The 23,363-nt window shown below is 51.9% G+C and carries 20 protein-coding genes; 10 read left to right on the top strand and 10 right to left on the bottom strand.

Features of this window, described 5'->3' with window-relative positions; translation table 11 throughout:
* Nucleotides 1-6 precede the first annotated feature (6 nt).
* From xerC to corA, 4 genes are all read left to right on the top strand, one after another.
* On the top strand, nucleotides 7-909 hold the full coding sequence (xerC, locus tag HA49_RS16990; protein ID WP_038015756.1) for a tyrosine recombinase XerC: 903 nt from the start codon (nucleotides 7-9) through the stop codon (nucleotides 907-909).
* Nucleotides 909-1,625 carry a 5-amino-6-(5-phospho-D-ribitylamino)uracil phosphatase YigB gene (gene yigB, locus HA49_RS16985; RefSeq protein WP_038015407.1) on the top strand — a complete coding sequence of 239 codons (717 nt, stop codon included), beginning with the start codon at nucleotides 909-911 and terminating at the stop codon, nucleotides 1,623-1,625. Before xerC ends, yigB begins: the two co-directional genes overlap by 1 nt.
* A 45-nt stretch (nucleotides 1,626-1,670) precedes the next feature.
* Nucleotides 1,671-3,833 carry a DNA helicase II gene (gene uvrD, locus HA49_RS16980; protein ID WP_038015404.1) on the top strand — a complete coding sequence of 721 codons (2,163 nt, stop codon included), beginning with the start codon at nucleotides 1,671-1,673 and terminating at the stop codon, nucleotides 3,831-3,833.
* Between the two features lie 319 nt (nucleotides 3,834-4,152).
* On the top strand, nucleotides 4,153-5,106 hold the full coding sequence (corA, locus tag HA49_RS16975; protein WP_038015401.1) for a magnesium/cobalt transporter CorA: 954 nt from the start codon (nucleotides 4,153-4,155) through the stop codon (nucleotides 5,104-5,106).
* Nucleotides 5,107-5,210: 104 nt separating this feature from the next.
* Here corA and dsdA read toward each other — a convergent pair whose 3' ends face one another.
* The 7 genes from dsdA to HA49_RS16945 all read right to left on the bottom strand — a co-directional run bounded on the left by dsdA (nucleotide 5,211) and on the right by HA49_RS16945 (nucleotide 12,033).
* Nucleotides 5,211-6,566, bottom strand: a complete 1,356-nt coding sequence (dsdA, locus tag HA49_RS16970; RefSeq protein WP_072055957.1) for a D-serine ammonia-lyase — start codon at nucleotides 6,564-6,566, stop codon at nucleotides 5,211-5,213.
* A gap of 21 nt (nucleotides 6,567-6,587) precedes the next feature.
* The gene (locus HA49_RS16965) at nucleotides 6,588-8,120 is read right to left on the bottom strand and encodes an amidase (protein WP_038015750.1); all 1,533 of its coding nucleotides are present in this window, start codon (nucleotides 8,118-8,120) and stop codon (nucleotides 6,588-6,590) included.
* 183 nt (nucleotides 8,121-8,303) lie between these two features.
* Complete coding sequence (locus HA49_RS16960) at nucleotides 8,304-9,170, bottom strand: LysR family transcriptional regulator (RefSeq protein WP_211259082.1); 867 nt, start codon at nucleotides 9,168-9,170, stop codon at nucleotides 8,304-8,306.
* 20 nt (nucleotides 9,171-9,190) lie between these two features.
* Nucleotides 9,191-9,385: a hypothetical protein gene (locus HA49_RS21885; protein WP_245610232.1), complete on the bottom strand. Its 195-nt coding sequence runs from the start codon at nucleotides 9,383-9,385 to the stop codon at nucleotides 9,191-9,193.
* Nucleotides 9,386-9,461: 76 nt separating this feature from the next.
* Nucleotides 9,462-10,415 (bottom strand): MFS transporter, encoded by a 954-nt coding sequence (locus tag HA49_RS16955; RefSeq protein WP_245610231.1) that lies wholly within the window; start codon nucleotides 10,413-10,415, stop codon nucleotides 9,462-9,464.
* 296 nt (nucleotides 10,416-10,711) lie between these two features.
* Nucleotides 10,712-11,431, bottom strand: a complete 720-nt coding sequence (aphA, locus tag HA49_RS16950; RefSeq protein WP_038015396.1) for an acid phosphatase AphA — start codon at nucleotides 11,429-11,431, stop codon at nucleotides 10,712-10,714.
* A gap of 131 nt (nucleotides 11,432-11,562) precedes the next feature.
* Nucleotides 11,563-12,033 (bottom strand): thioesterase family protein, encoded by a 471-nt coding sequence (locus tag HA49_RS16945; protein ID WP_038015393.1) that lies wholly within the window; start codon nucleotides 12,031-12,033, stop codon nucleotides 11,563-11,565.
* A gap of 162 nt (nucleotides 12,034-12,195) precedes the next feature.
* Between HA49_RS16945 and pldA the strand changes: the two genes are divergently transcribed.
* From pldA to rhtC, 3 genes are read left to right on the top strand one after another with little or no spacing between them, the layout of a single operon-like run.
* Entirely contained in the window at nucleotides 12,196-13,074 is an 879-nt protein-coding gene (gene pldA / locus HA49_RS16940; RefSeq protein ID WP_038015390.1) for a phospholipase A, read from the top strand.
* 19 nt (nucleotides 13,075-13,093) lie between these two features.
* Nucleotides 13,094-14,917 (top strand): ATP-dependent DNA helicase RecQ, encoded by a 1,824-nt coding sequence (recQ, locus tag HA49_RS16935; protein ID WP_038015387.1) that lies wholly within the window; start codon nucleotides 13,094-13,096, stop codon nucleotides 14,915-14,917.
* A gap of 38 nt (nucleotides 14,918-14,955) precedes the next feature.
* Nucleotides 14,956-15,585, top strand: coding sequence for a threonine export protein RhtC (rhtC, locus tag HA49_RS16930; protein ID WP_038015385.1), 630 nt, complete (start codon nucleotides 14,956-14,958; stop codon nucleotides 15,583-15,585).
* A gap of 34 nt (nucleotides 15,586-15,619) precedes the next feature.
* On the opposite strand, the gene rhtB is transcribed toward rhtC, so the two are convergent.
* The gene (gene rhtB, locus HA49_RS16925; RefSeq protein ID WP_038015382.1) at nucleotides 15,620-16,243 is read right to left on the bottom strand and encodes a homoserine/homoserine lactone efflux protein; all 624 of its coding nucleotides are present in this window, start codon (nucleotides 16,241-16,243) and stop codon (nucleotides 15,620-15,622) included.
* Nucleotides 16,244-16,355: 112 nt separating this feature from the next.
* Here rhtB and pldB point away from each other — a divergent pair, with 112 nt between their 5' ends.
* Both pldB and yigL read left to right on the top strand, forming a co-directional pair.
* A complete protein-coding gene (gene pldB, locus HA49_RS16920; protein ID WP_046791895.1) occupies nucleotides 16,356-17,396 on the top strand; it encodes a lysophospholipase L2 in 1,041 nt (346 codons plus the stop codon).
* 20 nt (nucleotides 17,397-17,416) lie between these two features.
* A complete protein-coding gene (gene yigL / locus HA49_RS16915) occupies nucleotides 17,417-18,214 on the top strand; it encodes a sugar/pyridoxal phosphate phosphatase YigL (protein ID WP_038015381.1) in 798 nt (265 codons plus the stop codon).
* A gap of 61 nt (nucleotides 18,215-18,275) precedes the next feature.
* Here the strand turns inward: yigL and glpT are convergent, their stop codons facing one another.
* Nucleotides 18,276-19,625 carry a glycerol-3-phosphate transporter gene (gene glpT / locus HA49_RS16910; RefSeq protein ID WP_038015378.1) on the bottom strand — a complete coding sequence of 450 codons (1,350 nt, stop codon included), beginning with the start codon at nucleotides 19,623-19,625 and terminating at the stop codon, nucleotides 18,276-18,278.
* A 279-nt stretch (nucleotides 19,626-19,904) separates the two neighbouring features.
* Nucleotides 19,905-20,837 carry an HTH-type transcriptional regulator MetR gene (metR, locus tag HA49_RS16905; protein WP_038015376.1) on the bottom strand — a complete coding sequence of 311 codons (933 nt, stop codon included), beginning with the start codon at nucleotides 20,835-20,837 and terminating at the stop codon, nucleotides 19,905-19,907.
* 212 nt (nucleotides 20,838-21,049) lie between these two features.
* Between metR and metE the strand changes: the two genes are divergently transcribed.
* Nucleotides 21,050-23,320 carry a 5-methyltetrahydropteroyltriglutamate--homocysteine S-methyltransferase gene (gene metE / locus HA49_RS16900; protein WP_038015373.1) on the top strand — a complete coding sequence of 757 codons (2,271 nt, stop codon included), beginning with the start codon at nucleotides 21,050-21,052 and terminating at the stop codon, nucleotides 23,318-23,320.
* The last annotated feature ends 43 nt before the right edge of the window (nucleotides 23,321-23,363 follow it).

Raw genomic sequence — 23,363 nt, 5'->3', positions numbered from 1 at the left:
AGGGAGATGCCTTTATCGTTACAGGCACCCGTCGATAGCTTTCTGCGCTTTCTGAAAGTCGAGCGACAGCTCAGCGCGCTGACCATCACCAGTTACCAGCGACAGTTAGCGGTACTCACAGAGATGATGGATGACATGGGGCTGTCCCAGTGGGGGCAGCTTGAGCCAGCACATGTCAGGATGCTGGCGGCTAAAAGCCGCCGGGCGGGATTACAGGCGACCAGTCTGGCGTTGCGGTTGTCAGCCCTGCGTAGTTTTCTGGACTGGCAGGTGGGTCAAGGGTTACTGCCGGCGAATCCGGCGAAAGGCGTGGCAACCCCAAAAGCCCCCCGTCACTTACCTAAAAATATTGATGTCGATCAGATGGGGCAGTTGCTGGAAATTGACCTCAATGACCCGTTGTCAGTGCGTGACCGGACAATGTTGGAAGTGATGTACGGAGCAGGTCTGCGTCTGTCGGAATTAGTTAACCTGGATTGTCGCCATTTTGATGCTGAACAGGCTGAAGTCTGGGTGATGGGTAAGGGTAGCAAAGAGCGGCGGTTACCCGTTGGCAGAATTGCCTGTGAATGGTTACTGCGCTGGCTGGAGATGCGGGAACTGTTCGCTCCGCAGGATGATGCGATATTTCTCTCCATGCAAGGTAAACGAATCTCTGCACGTAATGTCCAGAAACGGTTTGCTGAATGGGGAGTCCGTCAGGGCCTGAACAGCCACATTCACCCACATAAATTACGCCACTCTTTTGCTACCCATATGCTGGAATCCAGTGGTGATTTGCGGGCAGTACAGGAGTTACTGGGTCATGCCAACCTGTCCACCACCCAGATTTATACCCACCTGGATTTTCAGCATCTGGCTAACGTTTATGATGCTGCACATCCCCGTGCAAAACGAGGAAAAAAATAATGCGTTTTTACCGCCCCACCGGCAAAGTCCGGGCGATGACGTTTGACCTGGACGATACGTTATATGATAACCGCGAGGTTATCCTGACCACCGTCAGGAAGACTCATCAGGCGCTTCAGGAGTTTCATCCTGATTTACGCGATATTTCGCTGAAAGAGTATGAGACAGCCCGCGAAGAAATTAAGCATCATCAGCCTGAAACGGTTCATGATGTCACCGCCTGGCGGGAAAAAGCGGTCTTCAGGGTGATGCAGAAAGCGGGGTTGCCGGAGACATTATGCCGTCAGGGAGCGACTCATGTGATGTCGGTATTCTCTGCCTGGCGAAGCGAGGTCACGATGCCACAAAGCACCCACGATACCCTTAAGTATCTGGCGCAACGTATCCCGCTGGCCGCCATTACTAATGGTAATGCGGACCCTGATCTGATGGGGATCGCGGGTTATTTTCGCTTTATTCTGCGGGCTGGTCCCGATGGCAGATCTAAGCCAGCGGAAGACATGTACCGGCTGGCAGAAGAAAAACTGCAAATACCGGCTGCTGAGATTCTGCATGTCGGCGATGATTTAACTACCGATGTGGTCGGTTCGTTGCGCAGCGGATTCCAGTCATGCTGGATTAACCCTTATCAGCAGAACCTGATGACTGCCAGCGATGCGCGTTTGTTACCTCACCTGGAAATTTCACGGTTGGATTCGCTGACCACGCTGCTATAATGGCTGTAAAAATATACAGCTAAATTTTCCTGATACGCGGTGCTTATGGACGTTTCTGATCTGCTCAACAGTTTAAATGATAACCAGCGTGAAGCCGTTGCGGCACCGCGCAGTAACCTGCTGGTGCTGGCCGGGGCAGGCAGTGGCAAGACGCGGGTACTGGTACACCGCATCGCCTGGTTACTGACTGTTGAGAACTGTTCCCCGTATTCCATCATGGCAGTGACCTTCACCAATAAAGCGGCTGCTGAGATGCGTCACCGTATTGAACAGGTGTTGGGGACCAGCCAGGGCGGGATGTGGATTGGCACCTTCCATGGCCTGGCACATCGTCTGTTGCGGGCCCATCCGCTGGATGCCGGATTACCTCAGGACTTTCAGATTCTGGACAGTGAAGACCAGCTGCGACTGCTAAAACGTCTGATCAAAGCCCTTAATCTGGATGATAAACAATGGCCTGCCCGACAGGCAATGTGGTATATCAACGGGAAGAAAGACGAGGGTCTGCGGCCGAAGCATATCGAAAGTTACGGCAATCCGGTTGAACAAACCTGGCTGAAAATTTATCAGGCCTATCAGGAAGCCTGTGACCGCGCCGGGCTGGTGGATTTTGCTGAGCTATTATTACGCGCTCATGAATTGTGGCTGAATAAGCCGCATATTCTGAATCATTACCGTGAGCGTTTTACTAATCTGCTGGTGGACGAATTTCAGGATACTAACAATATTCAGTATGCCTGGATACGAATGCTGGCGGGTGATACCGGTAAGGTGATGATTGTCGGCGATGATGACCAGTCGATTTACGGATGGCGTGGCGCTCAGGTCGAGAATATTCAACGCTTTCTCACCGACTTCAACGGTGCTCAGACTATTCGTCTTGAACAAAACTACCGCTCAACCAGCAATATACTGAAAGCGGCCAATACCCTGATTGCTAATAACCAGGGAAGATTAGGCAAAGAATTGTGGACCGAAGACGGTGAAGGTGAACCCATTTCACTGTATTGCGCGTTCAATGAACTGGATGAAGCCCGGTTTGTTGTCGGACGTATTAAACACTGGCATGAACAGGGGGGGGCGCTGGCCGACTGCGCCATCCTCTATCGCAGTAATGCTCAGTCGCGTGTGCTGGAAGAAGCCTTGCTGCAGAGTAGTCTTCCTTACCGTATCTATGGCGGTATGCGCTTCTTCGAACGTCAGGAAATTAAAGATGCGCTGGCCTATTTACGACTGATCTCTAACCGCAATGATGACGCGGCCTTTGAACGGGTGGTGAATACACCCACCAGGGGGATTGGTGACCGGACGCTGGATGTTGTTCGCCAGGCTGCCCGTGACCGGCAACTGACTCTTTGGCAGTCTTCCCGTGAGTTGCTGTCGGAAAAAGTACTGGCCGGCAGAGCAGCGTCGGCGTTATTACGTTTTATCGAGCTGATAGACTCATTATCCCGCGAAACCAGTGACCTGCCCCTGCATGTCCAGACCGACAGGGTGGTCAAAGATTCCGGTCTGTGGATGATGTATGAGCAGGAAAACGGTGAGAAAGGCCAGGCGCGTATTGAGAACCTTGAAGAACTGGTCACTGCGACCCGACAGTTCAGTTATCAGGAGGAAGATCAGGATTTAATGCCGTTGCAGGCTTTTCTGTCGCATGCCGCGCTGGAAGCCGGTGAAGGGCAGGCCGATAAATGGCAGGACGCGGTACAGTTGATGACAATGCATGCGGCCAAAGGTCTGGAATTCAGCCAGGTCTTTATTGTGGGCATGGAGGAGGGGATGTTCCCGAGCCAGATGTCGCTGGAAGAGGGTGGTCGTCTGGAAGAAGAGCGGCGGTTAGCTTATGTCGGTGTCACCCGGGCCATGCAGAAACTGACTCTGACCTATGCGGAAAGCCGGCGCTTGTATGGAAAAGAGGTTTATCACCGTCCTTCACGATTTATAGGTGAAATTCCTGAAGAGTGTATCGAAGAGGTACGGCTGCGGGCCAGCGTCAGCCGACCGGTCAGCCATCAACGAATGGGAGCACCGGTCACCAACAATGACAGTGGTTTTGCGCTGGGGCAGCGGGTCCGACATGCCAAATTTGGCGAAGGGACCATTATCAATCTGGAAGGTAGCGGTGAGCATTCCCGGGTACAGGTTGCGTTTCAGGGGCAGGGGATCAAATGGCTGGTAGCGGCCTATGCCCGGTTGGAAAGCGCATGATTGCGGGGAGTTTTCTTGACGATTTTTTCGTCTCGGCGTAACATGCGCGCACTATTATTATCAGAGGACAATGCCTTGGACACGCCCAGTCGCTGCTGGCACACAGACCTGAACAACAGGTAACCCCGCTAAGGCAACCTCTTTTACCGGTAGCCCTGGCGGTTATCGGTGACTCTCTGTAAATCATCGTCATTTAGCCAGCACTGATCTGTCACATCTGTGATTTATTGTGTTCGGGCGCCTGCTGTGCCAATCATCGGTTTTTCCTGCGGTGTACAGCCTTGTCCCATCCTGTCAGAAATGGGGAGTACCTACTGCTATGCTGAGTGCATTTAAACTGGAAGAGAATCGGTTAACCCGGCTGGAGATGGAAAGCGATGACAATACGCTCACTTCCTCAGTCTGGATTGACCTGATTGAACCTGAAGAACAGGAACGTGAATATGTTCAGGAACAGTTAGGGCAAAGCCTGGCGACCCGTCCTGAACTGGAGGATATCGAAGCCTCTGCACGTTTTTTTGAAGATGAAGACGGACTGCATATTCACTCGTTCTTCTTTTTCGAAGATGCAGATGACCATGCAGGCAACGCCACCGTCGCATTTACCATTCGTGACGGTCGTTTGTTCACCCTGCGTGAACGTGAACTTCCCGCATTCCGGCTTTACCGTATGCGGGCGCGTAATCAGACGCTGATTGACGGTAATGCTTTCGAGCTGTTGCTGGATCTGTTCGAAACCAAAATTGAACAGCTGGCCGATGAAATTGAAAATATCTACACCGCGTTGGAGAAGCTGAGTCGTGTCATTATGGAAGGCCAGCAGGGTGAAGAGTATGACGAAGCCCTGTCGCGACTGGCGGAACTGGAAGATATCGGCTGGAAAGTGCGCCTGTGTCTGATGGATACCCAGAGGGCACTGAATTTTCTGGTCAGGAAAGCCCGCCTGCCCGCCAATCAGTTGGAACAGGCCCGCGAAGTATTACGCGATATCGAATCGCTGTTACCGCACAACGAGTCGCTGTTTCAGAAGGTTAACTTCCTGATGCAGGCGGCGATGGGCTTTATCAGCATTGAACAAAACCGCATCATTAAGATTTTCTCGGTGGTTTCGGTGGTGTTCCTGCCGCCAACGCTGGTGGCCTCGAGCTACGGAATGAACTTTGAGTTTATGCCGGAGCTGAAATGGAGCTTTGGTTACCCCGGAGCGATTGTACTGATGATTCTGGCAGCACTGGCGCCATATCTGTACTTTAAACGACGCAACTGGCTGTAAAAAGTAAACCCGGGCAACGCAGTATGTTGTGGCAGCCCCTGGTTTTTACTCTGTTATCACCGCCCTGAGATATCGCTGTCTCAGGGCGGTGTTTTTTCCACAACTTAAGCCGGGCGGTTCAGACCAGATTGTGACTCCCCATTGTCTGCGACAGCCAGATAGTGTTGCATTTCTTCGGCCGGTACCATGCCACCGCCGGTCGCCCAGATCAGATGTATGGCATTTTCCAGCTGAATATTCGGGAAGCGAGCACTTGTGATACGCGCCACGCCGGGGGCACCCGCCAGGGCGGAAGGTTCCAGTTGCAGATGCTCGGTACTGTCCAGCAGGCGCAACAGGCTAAACAGTTCTTCATCCGGCACGGTATAACAACCGGAAATCATTCTTTGCATTGATCGGCCAACAAACCCGGAGGGGCGTCCTACCGCCAGACCATCCGCCGCAGTGTGGTTGCTGATACCAAAGTCGGTCACTGAGACTGCCTCATGCAGGCCGCTGGCCATTCCCAGCAGCATACAAGGTGACTGGGTGGGTTCTGCAAAGAGACAATGAACGTGATCGCCAAAGGCCAGTTTTAGCCCGAAAGCGATACCTCCGGGACCTCCACCCACACCGCAAGGCAGATAGACACATAACGGATGTTGTGCGTCGATGGTGATTTGCAAAGCATCCAGCTGTGCTTTCAGCCGCTCTCCGGCGACAGCATATCCGAGGAACAGGGTGGACGAGTTTTCATCGTCAATAAAATGGCAGCGAGGGTCGGTTTCTGCCTGCCGGCGTCCTTCCTCAACGGCCAGACCGTAATCTCCCGCATACTCAATCACGGTGACGCCATGACTGCGAAGTTTGTCTTTCTTCCACTGCCGGGCATCCGCCGACATATGTACGGTGGTGGCAAACCCCAGTCTTGCTGCTGCAATACCAATCGATAGCCCAAGATTACCTGTACTGCCAACGGCAATTTTATGCTGGCTGAACAGTTGACGGCATGTCTCATCGGCCAGACGCCGGTAGTCATCTGTCACGGTCAGCAAGCCATAGCGGATGGCCAACTGTTCGGCGTTGAATAACACCTCATAGATACCACCACGGGCCTTAACTGAGCCGGAAATTGGCAAGTGGCTGTCTTTCTTCAGCCACAACTGCGGGGTCTCCCCCAGTGAATAGCGGTGGGTCAACGCCGCGGCGAACTCCGGAACCCTGACCAGTTCAGACTCAATAATTCCTTGCGCAGGGGCAACTTCAGGAAACAGTTGCGCCAGCAGGGGAGCAAAACGTTTCAGTCTGGCGCTGGCAGCTTCCACATCACCCGCCGTCAGCGGTATATCTGCCAGAGCCTCATGGAGTGGGGCCAGGGCAGGGTTAGCCCATACTACGGGTTCACCGGCCATCAGTGGGGTAAGTAACGGCAGGCTTTGCTGCCAGCCAGCCAGGGTTTTACCGTACAGCGTTTTTTCCACAACACTCTCCTTTTCCCGGGGTTATACTGCCGGGGCACTGTCCGTGACTGTATCATAACGGGCATCACTCAGTGGTGGATGTGTCACCGGACTGAGTAAATTGACCTGGCTTAATAACAATGCCTGCAAATCCGCACGAGGACGTTTAAGCTCCGGGGTGGTCTCGCAGTAATTCTCAATTTCCTGCGCTGCCAGCATCAGTTCCAGGTCACCACGGAACCGGCCAATCACCTGCATCCCGAAAGGCATTCCCAGATGATCCACACCCATTGGCAGTGACAGCGCCGGATTGGTTGCCAGGGTGACGACATAAGTCAGGGCCAACCAGCGATAATAATTATCCAGTGGCACACCATTCACCGATTCCAGATAAGGTTGCTCCCAGGGAAAGGCGGACACAGGTGTCACCGGCGACAGAATCAGGTCATAGCGGCTGAACAGTTTCTGGAAGTCCCGAAAAATCCGGGTTTGCTCAGCATTGCCCTGCACACAATCCTTCAGGGTCATTTTGATGCCCATTTCGTAATTGGCTCGTGGATTCGGCCCCAGTAATTCCGGATCTTTGTCGTAGGCAGATTGCAGGCTGGCGACAAATGCTTCGGCACGCAACACATCAAAGCAGTGGTGCGCTTTTTCCATATTTACTTCTACCTCTTCGCAACTGCCAAACACACCTTTCAGCTTGTCAATTTTGCTTCTGAAGACCTGGCGGATATTGTCGTCCACTTCACAGACCCCAAAATCTTCGGTATAGCCAACCCGCAGGGAAGATAAACAGACCGGCGACTGTTCTGTAAGACTGGCAGGAAAGGACGTGTTGTAGCTTAGCGGATCATTAGTGGCAAGCCCGGTGGTGGCCGCCAGTTGCAACCAGGTGTCGGCGACGGTTCTGCCCATGGGACCCACCACCGAAATCGGGGTCCAGCCCAGAAGTTTGCGTTCACTGGGTACCAGTCCGGGAGAGGTTCTTAGCCCGACAACCCCACATTTTGCGGCAGGAATACGTAACGACCCACCGGTATCGGATCCACTGCATAGCGGAACCATGTTGGCTGCCAACGCTGCTGCGGAGCCTCCGGAAGAGCCGCCAGCGTTGAGTCGGGGATTAAATGGGTTTCCGGTGGCTCCCCAGACCGGGTTACGGGTATTCGCACCGGCTCCCATTTCAGGCACATTAGTTTTTCCGACCATAATGGCTCCGGCACCCCGTAAACGACGAACCAGTTCATTATCCCTTTCAGGCAGATTATGGCGGAACAGGGGAGAACCATAGGTCGTCAGTAACCCGCCGGTTTCTTCCAGATCTTTGATTCCGATAGGTAAGCCACGTAGCAGCCCGCCGGGTTCACCTTGCATGATAGCTCTTTCTGCCCGGCGAGCCTCTTCGCGGGCCTGGCAGAAAGAGGTCGCGCAAAATGCATTCACCTTAGGATTTAGCATTTCTATGCGCCGGATACAGGAGTCGAGGACCTCTGTCGGTGTGACCTGACGTGTTTCCATCAGGTGTTTCAGTTCGGTGGCGCTTTTATCCGCCAGTTCGTCAAAATCGGACATGAATGATTCTCCCTGATACATAGTGTTGAAGCTCACAGGCATGTGATAGATGCCATCCTGAGCGTTAAAAATGCAGTTCATCCGGCAATAATGACTTTGCTGATATGCTGTATAAACCGGCTGATCGCCTCCGACAACGGCCTGCTGGCCAGTGTCTGAATTTCTATAGTTCGGTGATTTTCTTTAAGTTCCGGGACGTTGAGTTCTGAAAGAGCGCCGCTTTTTAAAAAAATGGCGAACAAACAATTCTCCCCCAAAGGTCACGGCCGCCCCGGAGATAGCGAACTGCGCCAGAGTATCGAGGTTATCGGAGTCCAGGACACTGTGGTAACTCAGTCCCTGGCGGCTGCAATAAATGTCCAGCAACTGGCGCAGCGTGGCATTAAAACCGGGTAATGCCAGCGGATAGTTAACCAGTTCACGTAACGAGATTTCAGAGCATCCCGCCAAGGCATGATCCGGGGCGACCAGTGCCAGCAAAGGCGCTGGCTGGCTGTAAACCACATTGATATCCCTGGTGGCGCCCAGGCTGAAGCTGAACCCTATATCGACTTCGCCTTCGCGCACCTGGCGAGTCACTTCGCGTGCAGAAGCTACCTGCAACAGGAAGGTGCTTTGTGGCTCAGTCTGGCGAAATCCGGCAATGGCATTGGGCAGAAAATGTGAGGCGAATCCCTGGGTGCAGGCCAGTTTTATCCGAAGTTCAGAGGCCTGGCGCAGTGACTGTATCTCATTGGTCACCTGGGCGGCATCCAGTAATGTCCGGCGGGCATATCCGGCCAGTAATTCTCCGGCGGCGGTCAGGGTGACGCCACGTGGTTGGCGATCAAATAACGGTGTTGCCAGCTGATTCTCCAGCCGGCTGATTTGCCGGCTGACCGCAGAAGGAACTACGTGCATCCGCGCGGCAGCCTCGCTGATCGATCCGCTGTTCACTACCTGCATAAAGTACAGTACGGCAGTGTCGCTAAGAATTCTGGCATTCATAAGTAACTGGCTCTCCTGATGAGGAAAACGACAGTGTAGCGGAACGGACGGTGTAATATTCATTTCAACATTGCCTTAAAGCCTCAGGCTTCATGGGCATTTGCCAGCTGTACTTCACGGATTTTGCTTCCGCTCAGCGTCATACCAGTAGCAATGGCGACAGCAATCGCACCCAGTAGAAACAGGAACACATTCTGATAGCTGTGGGTGGCCGAGACTATGAACCCAATGACCAACGGAGAGACGAATCCAGCGGCCTGTCCGCCAAAATTGACCATTCCGATACCGGTACCTATTAAGCGCTGTGAAAGAATTTTTGCTGGCAGAGCAAAGGCCACTGAGAAAACAAAAGATTTAAAAAACGTAAGCAATGGTCTGGAAAACAATGACTTCTGTCGTCGTGTGAGCCTGGTACATACCGAAAATAAACACGCCGGTAAGTATACAGCTCAATGTCATCAGCACCTTTTCCCGCCCGTCGAACCAGCGGGTCATCAGCCAGCCTCCCATCGCGGTGGCAATACTGGCAGAGATAAACGGCAGGGGTAACAGAAAACCGACGGTCTTTAAATCAAGCCCGCGAGCGGTCAGCAGATACATTGGCATCCAGGCATCCAGCCCCTTATTCACCAGGCTCAGACAGAACCAGACAATCACAATTTTCCATAACAGCGGCATACGTAGTAGTTCTGCAGCACCGACCCGCTGCCGGGGGGGAGTGGGTTGATTTGATGCGGTGCCGCGTGGGACGGTGAACAGATAAATGACAGCAAATACAATTCCTGTGATACCGATGGAAAAAAACGCATTACGCCACCCCAGGCCAATAATCAGAGGCGCGATAATCAGAGGAGCAACAAAACTTCCCACGTAATTCGACGACATCAGAAAACCGGACATTTTCGGCCTGCCGTCGCGCGGAAACAGCTCTGCGATCCCTTTCATTGCCGACGAGGGATAACCACCTTCTCCCAGGCCAAACAGAAAACGAATCAACAGCAGTGAGGTGAGTGACCAGGCAAAGCCCGTCATTACGGTAAACAGTGACCATAAACCAATCGAGATAATAATGACGGCTTTGCTGCCGAAGCGATCAGCCAGCCAGCCTCCCGGAATCTGCATGGCCGCATAGCCCAGGTAAAATGCGCTAAGTACCACCCCCAGTTCGGCCGGACCCATATGAAAATCTTTGCCGATATGCGCCAGTGATAAAGAGATGGCGCTACGATCAACATAGGAGATCATAAAACCAAGGTAGAGCAGAATAAATGCGAACAGCGGGTGACTCAGTAATGTTCTGTGCTTCATCTGTTTAGTCTCCGGGTGATTGACCGTTTCAGGACATCCTGTGCGGTACAGTCCGGGGCAACAAGTGATTAATTCAGACTGCTGATTTGCCGCAAAATCACAGCACTAAGGTAGTGCGGATGCGCTGAGACGGGGCGGAGCGCATCCCAGTCGACACGGTGGTTTTGTCGTGGATTGGTGCAAAAGGGGTAATGAGTGGTGGGTATTGATTGCAACCGTCAGGTTAAGACATTTTTCTTATTACCGACGTTAGTAAGGTGATCAACGTCGTTTGCGACGCAGATCACCCACCAGGATCAGTATTCAGAGTCGGTGATCACTTCTTCACCGAGATCTCCGGCTTTGGGGAGCGGTAAATATGAAGAGTTAGTGGCGCGTAACACGCGGATTCCCCTCGCACCAGCTTCCCGGGCGGCAGTAATATCACTGTCTGCATCTCCGTAGTAAATCCGGATGTTTTTCTGCTTAATCCAGGTGATCTTGGTATTTTGTCCCGGACGGAAGCCACTAAAAATCACCGGATTCATTTTATCCTGTGGAATCTTAAAATCCTGTTGCAGGATTCGGCTGACTGTTTCGGTTTTGGTCGGGGTTCGGGCAGTAATAAAGTACACCTGGTCTCCTCGCTGCAAATGCATAGCAATCAGTTGCCGCGCCACCTGTTTCGGTATGCTGAACTCGTCCCAGCCATTATTCATTTTTTCCCAAAATTGCGGGTTGTTCAGGTAATCGTCATTAGCCGGAGAGAACATCTTCTGGCCGCGGTAAAATCCCGGAGTGGAATAGAGCACAGTATCATCAATATCAAACCCCACAGCCATCGGTGGCCGGCCTTGCAGACTGTTTTTAATCTGGGCAACTGAGACCCAGTGGACAGGTTGCTGATGGGATAATTCAGCGGCAGTGACTCCCTGGTATAATGGAGTCGTGGGAGTTGTGTCTTTAGCTTGTGCCAGAGGCTGAAGAACGACTGTCGATGCCGCACAAAGCGATAACACTAAGATACGTAGTTTCATTAAAGAGATCCTGGTATTTGGTTTCGTCCGTTGAAAGAATAAAATACCTGATATCATTAATGTAACCTGCTGTAAAATAAATCTTTAATTTTTATGACCTGGCGCATGAGCGGCAGTCCGAATAGTCCGGATTAGCCAATCAGATAGGTGGCAGTCGCCGTAGCAATATAATCCTGTTGCAGATTATGCAATTCCACCCGGCCTACCGCGACTTTATTACCTGCACGTAGTAGCCTGGCAGTGGCAATAAATTTATCACCGCGGCCGGGACGCAGATAATCCACCCGCATATCAATGGTGCCCATCCTTGAGATACGCTGACGTAACTCTTCTTCACTGATCATATCCTGACGTGTCAGAGCATGATTGACGCACACTAATCCGGCGGCAACATCCAATACGGAAGCTATGACTCCGCCGTGCAGAATTTTTTGCAAAGCATTACCCACCAGTGCCGGTTTATTGGCCAGCGTCAGAATAGCTTGCTGATCGTCCAGGTGTTCAAGTTCAAGGCCCAAAGCCTGATTGAACGGCATACTATTCACGAAAATATCGCTGACCAGAGCTCGCGCCTGGTGTTGTGTCAGATAACGGAGACTCATAATTTCCCTGTGTCAGTTAATTCAGTAAGGCTGGCTGGATAATAATCTAATATTATGCTGTTCTTAACCGGCTTTCCAGGTGAAGATTGGCGGCCTTTTTTGGCGTTTTACTGTGTGAATACAGAGTTTTTTATGGTGTTTTGCTAATTTGGGGTGAAAGTTATGCGTTTGTTTGGCTATGGGGCACTGACGGCCCTGCTGTTACCTGCACTGGCACAGGCTGATGAAGCGAAGATAAGTGATGTGCACGATAATCCTGCGGTTCGGGGGAGTATTATCGCTAACCTGCTGGAAAAACACGATAATGCATTTCTGCTGTATCCCTATGAAAGCAATTATGTGCTTTATACCGATACCAGTAATATGAACACCTCGGCGATCTCCAGTTACAGCTGGGCTGATAAAGCTAAAAAAGATGAACTTAAATTTCAGTTGAGCCTGGCTTTCCCTCTCTGGCGTGGAATTGCCGGCGATAACTCTGTGTTGGCTATGTCTTATACCCAGCGTTCCTGGTGGCAGATTTCCAATACCAGAGCTTCCTCACCCTTTCGCGAAACCAACTATGAACCCCAGTTATTTATCGGCTGGGCCACTGATTACAGCCTGGGAGGCTGGACATTACGTGATGTAGAGGCCGGTTTTAATCACCAGTCAAACGGACGCAGTGATCCGACATCCCGAAGCTGGAACAGGGTGTATGCCCGGCTAATGGCAAAAAATGGTAATATGCTGGCTGAGATCAAACCCTGGTATCGTATCCCGGAAAGTGCGGGCAGTGACGACAATCCGGATATTACTAAGTACATGGGCTATTACCGGGCGAAACTCGGGTATATGCTGGATGACAATGTGTTCAGTGTGGAGTGGAACTATAACTGGAATACCGGTTATGGCGGCGCAACATTAGGCTGGAGTTATCCGGTCACAGAACATGTACGTTTCTACACCCAGTTGTTTAGCGGATATGGTGAATCGTTGATCGATTATAACCATCGCCAGACCAGAATCGGCGTCGGCTTTACTTTAAATGATTTATTGTGATTAAGAGCGCAGGACATTTGTGACAATATCGGCAGTGATTCCGCAGCAGGAGCTGGCTCAACAGATCCTGCGGGATATTTTTGGTTATCAGCAGTTTCGCCCCGGTCAGCAGGCCATTATTCAGGCCGCGCTGGATGGACGTGACTGTTTGGTCGTGATGCCTACCGGCGGAGGCAAATCGCTGTGCTATCAAATCCCGGCACTGCTGAGTGACGGGCTGACGCTGGTGGTCTCTCCGTTGATCTCACTGATGAAAGATCAGGTGGATCAACTGCTGGCGAATGGTGTGGCGGCCGCCAGCCTGAATTCTTCACAGACCAGGGAACAGCAACAACAGATTTACAGTGACTGTCGGCAAGGACGAGTTAAGTTGCTGTATGTTGCACCAGAACGCCTGATGATGGAAAGTTTCCTGGATGCGCTGGGTCAGTGGCAACCGGCAATGTTGGCGGTTGACGAGGCCCATTGTATTTCTCAATGGGGCCATGATTTTCGGCCGGAATATGGTGCTCTGGGCGGATTGCGTCAACGTTTTCCTGAACTGAAAATCATGGCTCTGACCGCAACGGCAGATAATGCGACCCGCCATGATATTTTGCAGCAGTTGCAATTGCAGGATCCGTTAGTCCAGATCAGTAGTTTTGACCGGCCGAATATTCGCTATACCCTGCTGGAAAAATATAAGCCTACCGAACAATTGCTGCGTTATGTGCAGGATCAACGCGGAAAAAGCGGCATCATTTATTGTAACAGTCGGGCCAAAGTGGAAGACACCGCCGCCCGCCTGCAGAGCCGCGGTATCAGTGCCGGTGCCTACCATGCGGGGCTGGATGTACAGCAGCGCGCCCATGTTCAGGAAGCCTTTCAGCGCGATGATCTGCAACTGGTCGTGGCGACAGTAGCTTTCGGCATGGGCATTAATAAACCTAATGTCCGCTTTGTGGTGCATTTTGATATCCCTCGCAATATCGAATCCTATTATCAGGAAACCGGCCGGGCGGGGCGTGACGGTTTACCCGCCGAGGCCATGATGCTGTATGACCCGGCGGATATGGCCTGGCTACGACGTTGTCTGGAAGAAAAATCCCCCGGGGCGATGCTCGATATCGAGCGGCATAAACTGAATGCCATGGGAGCATTTGCTGAAGCGCAAACCTGCCGTCGGTTGGTCTTACTGAATTATTTTGATGAGGGTCGGCAACAGCCGTGTGGCAACTGTGATATTTGTCTGGACCCGCCACGGCGTTATGACGGACTGGTAGATGCTCAAAAAGCATTGTCAGCCATCTACCGCGTCGGCCAGCGTTTCGGTATGGGATATATCGTCGAGGTGATCCGCGGAGCTGCAAATCAGCGTATCAAAGATCTGGGCCACGATAAATTACCGGTATACGGTATTGGCCGTGATCATTCGCATGAACACTGGGTAAGTGTATTACGCCAGTTAATTCATCTTGGGCTGGTTACCCAGAATATCAGCCAGCATTCGGCTTTGCAGTTGACAGAAGCAGCGAGACCGATATTACGCAGTGAGCACCCGTTAATGCTGGCAGTACCGCGTGTGGTGGCTTTGAAACCCCGCCAGGCAATGAGCCGTTTACCCGGCGGAAATTATGATCGGAAATTATTCGCCAAACTCAGGAAGTTGCGAAAAACGATTGCTGACGATGAGAGCATTCCTCCTTACGTGGTGTTTAATGATGCCACTCTGATTGAGATGGCTGAGCTGTTGCCGTTGACTGCTTCAGAAATGCTCAGTGTTAACGGTGTTGGACAGCGAAAACTTGAGCGTTTTGGTCAACCCTTTATGCTGATGATAAAAGAGCACCTGAGTGACCTCTGATTACCCCTAATATTTTTAGTTTTTGAGGAGTTACCGGCATGTTAATGTCATTCCTGACCCTGGCATTGGTCCAATTACTGGCACTGATGAGCCCGGGTCCCGATTTCTTTTTTATTTCTCAGACGGCCATCAGCCGTTCTTCCCGTGAAGCCTTTATGGGCGTACTGGGAGTCACACTAGGGGTTGCTGTGTGGGCTGGCGTGGCGCTGCTTGGGCTGAATCTGCTACTGGAAAAAATGGCCTGGCTGCATCAGCTGATTATGATGGGCGGGGGACTATACCTGATTTGGATGGGTTACCAGTTACTGCGTTCAGCAAGGCGTCAGTATTTGCAGCCGCAAGGGCAGCAGGTTCAGCCTGAACCTGCGCTGGCAAAGCCGGGGCGGACTTTCCTGAAAGGATTACTGACCAATCTGTCGAATCCGAAAGTGGTTATTTATTTTGGGAGCGTGTTTTCGCTGTTTGTAGGTAATGATGTCAGTAGTCTGGAACGCGGAGGAATTTACCTGTTAATCCTGCTGGAAACCCTGGGGTGGTTTATCCTGGTGGCTACGGTGTTTGCATTACCCTGGATGCGCAGGAAATATCAGCGGCTGGCAAAATGGCTGGATGGTGCAGGTGGCGTGCTGTTTACCGCCTTTGGCCTGCACCTTATCCTGTCGCGCTAAACTGAAGGTCCGTCGTTATGGCCGGAGCTGTGCGTCAGTGGCTGTGTCGGGCGCTGGCTAATACCACGCCGATAGCCATAAACACGCCACCAAAAACACGGTTCAGTAGCTGCATTTGGTGCGGACCGCGGATCCAGCGGGCAATCCGGGTCGACAGCAAGGCATAACCCTGCATCACCAGAATATCAACTGTGATGGTCGTCAGGCCTAACACCAGATATTGTGCCATCTGAGGTTGATGCGGGATGACGAATTGCGGGAACAGGGCAGCGAGAAATACGATGCTTTTCGGATTGGTCAGATTTACCAGTACGGCACGTTTAAATACTCTGCCGCGAGAGGTGGCTTTCGCGACAGCGTTAAGGTCGATAGCACCTTTGGTTCTCCATTGCTGGATCCCTAACCAGATAAGATAAGCGGCACCTGCCCATTTTAAGATTTCAAAGGCCATGAGTGAATGAGAGAATAAGGCGCCCAGTCCGATACCCACTAACACGATATGTGTGGCCAGGCCCACCTGTAGTCCGGCGATTGAAATCTGAGTGCCGCGGAAGCCATGGCTGATTCCGGTACTCATGGTATTAATAGCGCCAGAGCCGGGAGAAAGGCTCAGCAGGGTAGTGGTCAGCAGGTAAGTGATCCACCATTCAAAGGTCATTGATGTTGCTCCGGTTATCATCAGATGAGCGACAGAATACGTTATAATTCTGGCTGACGATACCGGGATTTTAGTCGTTTTTCGGGTGACAACGAATGCCGAAGGAAGAGTGATGAAACAGTTTACGCAACGTTGGTTGCACCGTGAAAAAGAATTTTCGGCGTTTGTTACCGGGCCTCTGCTCCATTTTTGGCGGAGACGCCAGGAAAAATCATTTACCGGTACTGACGGACTCAGGATACGTTATGTCAGTTTCACCTCATCGCAGCACACGAAGGCTGTTCTGATTGCTCCCGGGCGTATCGAAAGTTACGTGAAATATCCGGAAGTCGCCTACGATCTGTTTCAGTGTGGATATGATGTTTTTATCATTGATCATCGCGGACAGGGGTTATCTGATCGGATGCTGGAAGATACCCATCTCGGTCATGTTGAGCATTTTTCTGACTATGTGGATGATCTTTATCGCTTTTGGCAGATCACGTTATCCGGTGATCGTTATCAGCGAAAATTTGCGTTAGCGCATTCCATGGGGGGCGCAATTCTGACATTGTTATTGCGGCGTGAGCCTGACCTGGTGGACGCTGCGGCATTACTGGCCCCAATGTTTGGGATTGTTCTGCCAATGCCTGAGTGGATGGCCGAGCGGATACTTAACTGGACAGAAACCCGTTCCGGACTGCGGGAAGGATTTGCTCTGGGGACCGGCCGCTGGCATGCGCCGCCATTTGCAATAAATACATTAACTCACAGTCGTGTACGCTACCAGCGTAACCTGAGGTTCTATGCCGATGAGCCGGCATTACAGGTTGGAGGGCCCACCGCCCATTGGGTGCGAGAGAGCCTTAACGCAGGGCACGAGATCCTGCGGGATGCGGCTCAGATTACCACCCCTATGCTTATCCTGCAGGCGGAAGAAGATCAGGTCGTTGAAAATCAGGCCCAGAACCAGTTTTGTGAATTACGCCAACAGGCAGGACATGCTTGTGAAGGAGGAAAACCCCGGGTTATTCAGGGGGCTCGCCACGAAATATTATTCGAAAAAGACGAAATTCGGGCGCAGGCACTTAATTTAGTGGTCAGCTATTTTGGCCGCTTTGAAACTCATGAACATGCATCGACATTTATCTTACCTCCGGAAACTCCGGCCTGACGTTAATTAAAGAGGTTTTCATGTATCATATCGTCGCCTCCGACCTGGATGGAACGTTACTTTTACCCGACCACTCTTTGTCTGCCTATACCCGCGAAATCTTGCAGAATCTTACCCGGAAAGGGATACGTTTCGTATTTGCGACCGGTCGTCACCATATCGATGTGGCGCAAATGCGGCAGTCTCTGGGTATCGAAGCCTATATGATTACCTCTAACGGGGCCAGGGTACATGACTTCTCGGGTAAGCTGATTTTCGAACACAATCTTGATTCGGACATCGCAGCGGATCTGTACGAGATGAAATATACCTCGCAACAGATTCTGACGCAGGTATACCGCAATGATGACTGGTATATCAGTCGCCATAGTGAAAGAGAGGCGGAGTTCTTCCGTGAGTCTGATTTTCAGTATCAGGTTTTTCAGCCGGGTGGGTTGGCAACGGATGGTATCAGTAAGGTATTTTTCACCTGTGACGACCATCAGGTGCTGGCCGAACTGGAACTGGCTATAGTCGCCCGCTGGGGTGACCGGGTGAATGTCAGTTTCTCATTACCGACGTGTCTCGAAGTGATGGCAGGGGGAGTTTCTAAGGGACATGCACTGGATGAAGTTGCCCGCCGACTGGGCTATACACTGCAGGACTGTATTGCTTTTGGTGACGGGATGAATGATAAAGAGATGCTCAGTATGGCCGGGAAAGGCTGTATCATGAAAAATGCACATCAGCGCCTGACCGCATTACTGCCGGAACTGGAAGTGATTGGTAGTAATGCAGAGGATGCGGTTCCGCATTACCTGCAGAAACTGTTTGGCTGAAGGTGAAGACACCCAGCACAGAGTATTGCTGTGCTGGTGCCGTAGGGCAGGGAGAAGCAGATTAAAGCTGCAGGTTGAGTTTCTGCTTATGTTTCTTCTCACTGAGGGTTGTTAGCAGCAGTAACAAGACCGCCAGTACGCAACCGGCTAGCATCACAATAAATCCGCCATCCCAACCGAAGAAGTCAACGGTGTATCCGACAATGGCGCTGGCTGCTACAGATCCCCCCAGATAACCAAACAACCCGGTAAAGCCCGCGGCAGTTCCGGCGGCTTTCTTGGGGGCCAGTTCCAATGCATGTAACCCTATCAGCATTACCGGACCATAGATAAGAAAACCAATCACCACCATACAGGCCATATCAATGGCGGGATGGCCTGGCGGGTTTATCCAGTAAATCAGGGTGGCTACGGTGACTAGCGCCATGAAAAATACCCCGGTCAGTCCGCGGTTGCCGCGGAACACTTTGTCGGACATCCAGCCGCATAATAAGGTGCCAGGAATTCCTGCATATTCATACAGAAAATAGGCCCAGGAGGATTTATCCAGCGCAAAGTGCTTCACTTCTTTCAGGTAGGTCGGTGACCAGTCGAGAATGCCGTAACGCAGTAAATAGACGAACACATTGGCCAGTGCGATATACCAAAGTAAGCGATTGGGCAGGATGTACTGCATAAAAATTTGTCGTGCAGTTAACTCGACCTCATGCTGCTCATCGTAATCTACCGGATAGTCATTTTTCCAGGCCTCAATCGGCGGCAAACCGCAGGACTGGGGAGTATCACGCATTAATCCGTAGGCCAGCAATGCGACCAGAATGGCCACAATGGCTGGCATATAGAGTGCAGCTTTCCAGTCATTAAACCAGGCCATGCCGAGTAAAAATAGTAATGGTGGGATTCCTCCGCCGACGTTATGTGCGCAGTTCCAGACCGATACAATTCCGCCGCGCTCTTTCTGTGACCACCAGTGGACCATGGTCCTGCCACACGGTGGCCAGCCCATTCCCTGGAACCAGCCACAGATAAACAGCAGTACAAACATCACCATAATGCCGGAGGTTGCCTGAGGAACAAAACCCATCACCAGCATCACCAGCGCCGCCATAATCAGCCCTGCGGGCAGAAATACACGAGGGTTAGAGCGGTCAGAGACCGATCCCATAATAAATTTAGAAAATCCGTAAGCAATGGATATTCCGGATAAGGCAAACCCAAGGTCTCCGCGGGAAAATCCCTGTTCAATCAGGTAAGGCATGGCCAGGGTAAAGTTTTTACGAACCAGATAGTAAGCAGCGTAGCCGACGAAAATCCCGATAAAGATCTGCCAGCGCAGGCGGCGATATAATGCATCTGCCTTTGCCGGATCGGCAGGGGAGATATGGGGTGCGGGTTTAAACAGACTCAGCATGAATGTCCCTCCGGGGGAAGATTTTCCTTGAAAACGCCACCGGGGCTGACTGCCGGATCAGGTCCGGTGGCTGGATACCGGGCATAGAGTAGCCATCATGTCAGTAATTACCTTGACTGAGTGCACAATTGTTACAAATTTATGACAAGATGTGTTTATTTATGAATTTTTAGCCAGTGCGTGGCCAGTCCAGGGCCGTCAGCAGGCTCTGCGACAGACCAGAGGAAGCAGTAAATCCGTCGCTGTCAGGGAGGAGCATGTCGCAGTATGAGCAGGGTGTTAAGCGGAAATATTTTTCTGAACCGCAGGTCGTGAAGCATCGCGGACAAAAGGCAGTTGATCACAGGCATGCTGGCGTGCCGAACGGATAAAGGCATCAATCACCGGCTGACGCTGTTCTCCGTCGCGTACCGCAGCATACAGGCGGGACCATAAACCTTCGCCGGGTGTTTTGGTCACAATGAGTTGCTGGCGCTCAAAACTTTCCACCACCCAGTGCGGCAGCGCAGCGATCCCCATTTTTGCGGCCACCATCTGAATTAACAGCAGTGTATTATCCACACTTTTCAGCTCCGGATTAATCCCGGCCGGTTGTAAAAAATGTCTCCAGATATCAAGACGCTGTCTCTGAACCGGATAAATTAACAGTGTTTCACCGGTCAGGTCTTCCGGAGTGATGAGCGTTTTTTTTGCCAACGGATGATCAGGTGCCATGACCAGACGTACTTCAAAATCAAACAGCGGTGAGTAATGTAAACCGCTACGAGGCAGGATATCGGAAGTTAACACAATATCCAGTTCGCCTTGCTGCAAGCCTGGCTGAGGATCAAACGTCACCCCGGATTTAAAATCGACTGACACCTGAGGCCAGTTGCTGCGAAAAATATCCAGCGCCGGTGTCAGCCACTGAATACAACTATGACATTCAATCGCAATCCGCAGGTTGGTCTGATGAGGTTCATGGCAGGATTGTAAGGCCTGTTGGATCTGCGGGAGGATCTGTTCGGCCAGTTGCAACAAAATTTCACCCTGTGGAGTAAATTGCAACGGCTGGCTTTTACGGACAAATAATCGGAAACCGAGGCGCTGCTCGAGATCACTGAACTGGTGAGAGAGCGCAGATTGCGTCTGATGTAATTGTGCTGCTGCTCCTGCCAGTGATCCCGTGGTCCTGAGAGCCTGTAGCGTCTTCAGGTGCTTAATCTCGATCATGAGAGACCTTCATAGTGATATTGAATAATTTGCGCTTGTGGATAGTACACTACCTGCTGAATATAGATGTGTAAACATCTGGACGGCTAAACATCTGAAAAAATCTTTCAGAAGGCCGTAAGTGCTGGCAGGCCACATGATGATTTTCCCCGTAGCGCGCCAGGATTAGGCAGATGTCCCTGAGGTCTTTTTACTGAAAGGAATTGAGTGCCATGACCATTCTGAATCATACATTAGGATTTCCGCGCGTCGGGCTGCAGCGTGAACTGAAGAAAGCCCTGGAAAGTTACTGGGCGGGTGAGTGCGGGGTGCAGGAACTGCTGGAGACGGGTCGCCAGTTACGTGCCAGGCACTGGCAACAGCAGAAAGAAGCGGGAGTCGATCTGTTGCCGGTCGGCGATTTCGCATGGTATGACCATATACTGACAACCAGCCTGATGCTTGGAAATATCCCTGCAAGGCACCGGAACGCCGGGGGAGGGCTGGATCTGGATACTCTGTTTCGGATTGGCCGGGGACGTGCGCCCACCGGAAAGCCGGCTGCTGCAGCGGAAATGACCAAGTGGTTTAATACCAATTATCACTATATCGTGCCTGAATTCAGTCAGGGCCAGACCTTCACTCTGGCATGGACACAGTTGCTGGATGAAGTGGATGAAGCTCTGGCACTTGGCCATCGGGTAAAACCGGTGTTGACGGGGCCGGTCACCTACCTGTGGCTGGGGAAAGTCAAAGGAAACATCTTTGACCGGTTATCCCTACTGCCCGCGATCCTGCCGGTATATCAGCAACTGCTGGCAGAGCTGGCAAAACGGGATATTGAATGGGTCCAGATTGACGAACCCATCTTATCTCTGGAACTGCCGGCGGAATGGCTGAATGCCTTTAAACCCGCTTATCAGGCACTGCAGGGGGCTACGCGCCTGTTGCTAACCAGCTATTTCGACAGTATCGGTCAGAATTTACCGGTGATCAGGGAGTTACCTGTCCAGGGGTTACATGTCGATCTGGTTCATGGCAATGATGATATTCTGTCTCTGAATGAGCAATTACCTGCAGACTGGGTGCTGTCAGTCGGGGTGATTAATGGCCGGAATGTCTGGCGGGCGGATCTTAGCCGTTGGTATCAGCGGTTGCAGCCGCTGGTGGCGCAGCGTCAACAACTATGGATTGGGACATCCTGCTCTTTACTGCATAGCCCGATAGATTTGTGCAGTGAAACCCGGCTGGATGACGAAGTAAAAAGCTGGTTTTCGTTTGCACTGCAGAAGTGTGGGGAACTGTCCTTGCTGCGTAACGCCCTGAATCATAAAGATCCGGCCCCTCTGGAAGCCTGGAGTGCGCCAGTCCGTGCCCGTGAACACTCCTCCCGGGTACATAATCATGCGGTTTCCGCCAGACTACGGGCGATTACCGCCAGCGACAGCCAGCGGCAACATGGCTACCTCATCCGGGCAAAGGCACAACAGCAACGATTTTCACTCCCGGCCTGGCCAACTACAACGATTGGCTCCTTCCCACAAACCAGTGAAATTCGTGGACTGCGCCTTAACTTTAAGCAGGGGCGACTGGACCGGGCCAGCTATCGCACTGGCATCGCTGGCCATATCCGGCAGGCGATTGCCGAGCAGGAACGGCTGGGGCTGGATGTGCTGGTGCATGGCGAGGCTGAACGTAACGATATGGTGGAATATTTTGGTGAACATCTGGACGGGTTTGTTTTCACTCAGAACGGCTGGGTACAGAGTTACGGTTCGAGGTGTGTGAAACCCCCGGTCATCATCGGAGACATTAGTCGTCCGCAGCCCATTACGGTCGAATGGGCTAAATACGCTCAGTCGCTGACCGACAAACCAGTAAAAGGCATGCTGACCGGCCCTGTAACCATTCTTTGTTGGTCATTCCCGCGCGAAGATGTGAACCGCGAGACCATTGCCCGACAGATTGCGCTGGCACTGCGCGATGAAGTGGCTGATCTGGAAAATGCCGGCATTGGTATTATCCAGATTGATGAACCTGCCTTGCGTGAAGGGCTACCACTCCATCAGTCGGAATGGGCTGACTATCTGGCCTGGGCGGTAGAAGCATTCCGCCTGAATGCCGCTGTTGCCGGCGATAACACCCAGATCCATACCCATATGTGTTACTGCGAATTCAATGACATTATGGACTCTATCGCAGCACTGGACGCTGACGTCATTACTATCGAGACTTCACGCTCAGATATGGAGTTACTGGAATCCTTTGAACAGTTTGAATATCCGAACGAGATAGGCCCGGGGGTGTACGATATCCACTCCCCGAATGTCCCCGCGGTAGCTGAGATAGAAAACCTGCTACGTAAAGCGGCTCAACATATCCCCGCTGGCCGGCTATGGGTCAACCCGGATTGTGGCCTGAAAACCCGTGGCTGGAGTGAAACCCGCCAGGCACTGGCGAATATGGTGGAAGCGGCTAAAAAACTACGGGCAGAGGCCGTGTAGACCGGGGATAACGCCGGGCGGGGAGGGTGATACGCCCCGCCCG

Origin of the sequence: Tatumella morbirosei, from assembly GCF_000757425.2 — a bacterium.
Lineage (GTDB): Bacteria > Pseudomonadota > Gammaproteobacteria > Enterobacterales > Enterobacteriaceae > Tatumella > Tatumella morbirosei.
The sequence above is the reverse complement of the archived record's forward strand: the minus strand, read 5'-3'. Positions and strand labels throughout refer to the sequence as shown.